The sequence below is a fragment of the Microvirga tunisiensis genome (assembly GCF_009296175.1).
GTDB classification, from domain to species: domain Bacteria; phylum Pseudomonadota; class Alphaproteobacteria; order Rhizobiales; family Beijerinckiaceae; genus Microvirga; species Microvirga tunisiensis.
Genome location: NZ_VOSK01000451.1, coordinates 1 through 4,295, shown reverse-complemented (window position 1 = coordinate 4,295; position 4,295 = coordinate 1). Strand labels below are relative to the sequence as shown.

2 protein-coding genes and 1 pseudogene are annotated in these 4,295 nt (G+C 54.6%); 1 reads left to right on the top strand and 2 read right to left on the bottom strand.

The annotated features are described in order from the left end of the window. Positions 1-179: pseudogene (locus tag FS320_RS51200) on the top strand (IS481 family transposase); the annotation flags it as partial. Between the two features lie 285 nt (positions 180-464). Here the strand turns inward: FS320_RS51200 and repB are convergent. Beyond that, positions 465-1,619, bottom strand: a complete 1,155-nt coding sequence (gene repB, locus FS320_RS39080; RefSeq protein WP_152717754.1) for a plasmid partitioning protein RepB — start codon at positions 1,617-1,619, stop codon at positions 465-467. Beyond that, positions 1,619-2,860, bottom strand: coding sequence for a plasmid partitioning protein RepA (repA, locus tag FS320_RS39075; protein ID WP_162003535.1), 1,242 nt, complete (start codon positions 2,858-2,860; stop codon positions 1,619-1,621). The genes repB and repA overlap by 1 nt, the downstream gene beginning before the upstream one ends. Positions 2,861-4,295: the final 1,435 nt, after the last annotated feature.

Sequence of the window (4,295 nt, the reverse complement as noted above, 5' to 3'; positions counted from 1 at the left end):
ATAACAGAAGACGTCAACGCGTGCTCAAGGGGCGATCCCCGGATGAGGTTGTGCGAAGCCGCCTGGCTGCCGAGCCGAAGCTCGCCAACCGCCGCTACAAGCCACCCGATGCAGACGCGTTGCCGCCAGCCCTCCAGGTCATCGCTCATGCCAAGGAGGTCTCGCATCCAGACAGCTAGTCCCCTCCCCTCTTGGAACCTCTGCCTGGAGTGATAATCAAGCGCTGATGCGCGGCTAAATCCGCCGATGGCATAGACCCTGAAACTTCGGTGACCTCTTTCCGATTAGATGCTCGGGATTGTCGCCGGAGGGCAAAAATCGGAGAAGCCATCCTTGTTTGTCGATACCGAATAACTTGGGTGCGCTTGGGAAATGTGTAGAGATCTTTGCAGATGCAAAGATCCCCCGAAGCCGCACCTTGATCGTTAAGGGCAGAGTAGCTCCCTGCCCTCAGCTTTGTGGTGCTACTTGCTTTTCTGAGCCTCGAACTCCCGATAAATGTCTGTAAGCTTTGACATTAGAAAGCTTGCAAACTCCGGTTCAGGACGCTGATCAATCTGGAGGGTGCACTTCGTCTCCGAAAAGACGATGTTTACAAGTCGGCGGCCGTGAGGATCTTCCCATGATTGAGGTTTGGGCCGTTCCTTCTTCTGGAGGCGGTCGACCAGTGTGCGGAAGCGAGCGTCCGAATTTAGGGCCCGAACGTCATCTTCAGCTAAGATCTGTCGACCGCGCTTGACGCAAGTGGCGTCCTCGAAGAGGTCCATAAGGGTCCGCCAGCGGGGCCGGCCGATCCCTGGTGCGGGTCCGATCGCTTCAATGATGTCGAGAGGAATCCGAGAGCCGACAGCAATCAGAGATGAGAGATCTCCCTCATTGACCGAGAGTGCTTCTCGAATGACCTTTCGCTTGAAGCCTCGGCTCTCAAGGGCCACAACGAAGCGTGCCTTCTCGATGAAGGTCAGATCAAGGCGAGCATTGTTCTCCTGACCTTGAGCGATGATCAGCTCTTCGTCGGTCATCTTTCGGACGGTGGCCCTGACCTTGATGCCAAGCCGCTCCGCGGCTTTGACGCGGCGGTGGCCGTAGGCGATCTGGTAACGGTCAGGAACAGTGGGATGCGGACGGACGAGAATGGGAACGAGTTGTCCCTTTTCTTTGATTTGTTCTGCGAGCTCCGTAATGGCTTCATCAGAGCTCTCCATCCGATCCTGGATAAACGAACCTTCCAGAACCTGCGGATCTAGCTCGACGATTGTCTGACCGGTCTCCATCTGGTCCTTGACGGCCTTGAGCTCATTCTCGACGGCGAAAGCTTCACTGAGCTTTCCAAGTGCGCTTCCCGCGGCTCGATTGATTCCCCACTCTTTCCTCTTGGCGGGTGCAAGTTGATTATTTGCTTGATGATCACGAGAGGGAGACGCTGCTAGTGAAGCCACAGGGCCAGCTAACTGCTCTGCGGCTTCCAGAGGAGAATCCGCAATGTGAATCATGGGCTTTCCACCCTCGTGGCGATCCTCAGCCACAAGGTTCGGGAATTGAGATGGCGACCGCTGTGCTTCCGGCTCCGACTGGGGCGTGGGCATGAGCCTGCTAAGAACAGAATTCTTCTTGCTCATTATGCTCTCCCCCAAGTCTTCCGAATAAGGCCTTCAATTTCGGCGTTGACGTTGTTCATGGCATCAATTGCTCGGTCGTACGTCGATTTGGTGAACCTCTCGCGCGACACTTCGTAGATCGTTTGCTTGTTGATGCCAGCGTCTGCGATCGCGGTGCTCTTCAACATTGGACACTCGACAACTGCTTCTGGAAAGAGACCCCGCAAGTATTCCACCATGCCACTTTGTGGGCCGTCACCCGGCTCGTAACGAGTGATGAGATACTTCATCCAGTCGTATTCGACAGTACCGCCGAACTTTTTTACGACACCCAAAAGATCTGCCGTCATCGTCAAAAATTGGGACATGGACATCACGTCGAGCATCTGCGGGTGCACTGTCACAATGAGGGACGTGGATGCGCTCAGGGCTGCCAGCGTGAGGAACCCGAGTTGCGGCGGACAGTCAATCACCACGACATCGTAATCATCAGCAACCTCATTCAACGCGATAGTGAGACGTGAGAAGAACTTGGTTTCACCCGGACGGCGGTTGGCGAGTGCCTTTGGAGTCTCGTGCTCGAACTCCATCAACTCGAGATTGCCCGGGATAATGTCGAGCCCGGAGATATAGGTCCGGCGGATAACCTCGCTCGGGTGACGAGCCTCGTCGTCATAGCGGATCGAGCCGTAAATGGTTTCGCTTGGGCCAACGTCGAACTCGGGTTGATATCCGTGCAGGGCCGAGAGACTAGCTTGGGGATCAAGATCGATCGCGAGTACCCGGTACCCACTTAGCGCAAGATACTGTGCGAGGTGCGCCGCACTGGTCGTCTTAGCGCTACCACCCTTGAAGTTTACGCAGGAGATGATCTGAAGATGCTCTTTGCCGGAACGGTGCTTAAGATAGCGCCGGCCACCGCGGGCATTCTCGTCGAGGTACGCGCGAAGAGCGTTGATATCATCAAGGGAATACATGCGCCTCCCGTTTGGGAGCGTCTCGGCTTCAGGGCCTTTCCCATCCAAGGCGAGTTGGCGCAGGTAGCCGTCATCGACACCAATTAGCTTTGCGGCCTCCCCTGAGGTAAACTTGCGAAGAGACTTCTGGGCGACTGGGGGATAAAGCGCCAGTCGCTGTTGGTGGAGCGACTCGGAAAGCTCTTTGGCATGCATCAAGATGTAGTTGTCGTCGACTTTCGGCTGCTGCGGAGTTGCCTGTGTTTCGACTTGGGATTCATCCGGTTTTAATTGAAGGACGGCCACATCAACTCTCCTAGTTACGGAAATTCGCCGCTGAGGCGACGTCTTCCGTGAGGAAAGCCCGCGAAGTCTAAATGAATGGTTAACGCCGCGATAAGTAGGTCTAAAAGAATGCGATTTTCTGCCTCTTTCGTTGTTCGGATAGGTACCAGCCTACTTTGCAGCTGCAAAGTCCGTTTCGTAGAGCACCTGCCGCAACCGGTGATTCGGCGATAGCCCAGAGAAAAGGCCGAGCGTTCAGAAGTAATCTAATTGCCCCCATCTTACTTGAGGGGGTCTTCGAAGCTGCAAAGATCAAACGATACTTCCCTCCCCTCGGCCGTGTTGAGGATTAGGCAAATCTTTGCATCTTAAAAAGATGGCAGATGGGGTGATGTTTGATGAAGCTCAATGCAGCGCATATCGTAGCGCTTATAGGTCAGAGAGTCGGAGGAACTTTGCAGCTGCAAGCCCTAAGATCTCTCAATAAAACGAGCCGTAGCGCAGCGGCAAAGAAAAGGAGGTTCTGTTACATACTCGCTGGGCAGAGCCGATATTGATTGCCGGATTTGAGGGGTAGTGGATTTCGGAATTGGGCCGTCACCCGCGCTAAGGGCCCAGCCCTAGAAGTACCTACGAGATGATATTGATCGCGCCGAAGCTGGCGGGGCAGTCTTTGAGATCTATAGATTCAGCCTTGTCTCTGGTGTCAATCGCCAAGTCGAGGGCAATTGCATTTTGAAAGACTCCTTGGATAAGCATGTATGCAGTGGCGAATGAACTGCCCTGGTCAACCGAGGCCAAGGATCTTTGCAGCTGCAAAGATTCGGCCGTTGCTGCTCCCAGCGCACTGAAATTATAGCGAAGGAATACGCCTGAGCCCCATAGCGGCCTGTGGAGCTGCTTCCTTAAACGTGGTGTCCTTGGGCGGTGTTGAATACTTTTGGAATCGCTGATTGCGATGTCATCCTCCAATCGTCAGTAGCCGACATGGCCGGGCTGGCTGCGCCGCCTCACTTAATCTCCGGCGACTATCTTAGAAGCAATGGCGAGGAAACAGGTATCCAGAGGCAGGAACTTTGCAGCTGCAAAGGAATGAAAGAGCAGTGCGAATTGCCTCCATTCATGGGGCGCCACATCCGCCTGCCCTGCCGTGGTAGTTTTTTGTGCGGCCCAGGGCGATGCCAACACTGGACATGCTTGTGAAACGCAGGATCGGCGGATCGCGCTGTCCAATAGATCCCGTCCTACCTGTTAGGAATACTGATCCCTGCTAAGGGTCTGCGGCCGTGTAGATCCAGGAAGGCCGCTCATATCTCATCAAAGATGCATGGGACTGTCAGGAATTTTGTGCGTGAGGCCATAGTGATGGAGAGGAAAGGACCATCGTATGGCTATCGAGAAAGAACTTCTGGACCAGTTGCTTGCCGGGCGTGATCCGAACGAGGTGTTTGCAAAG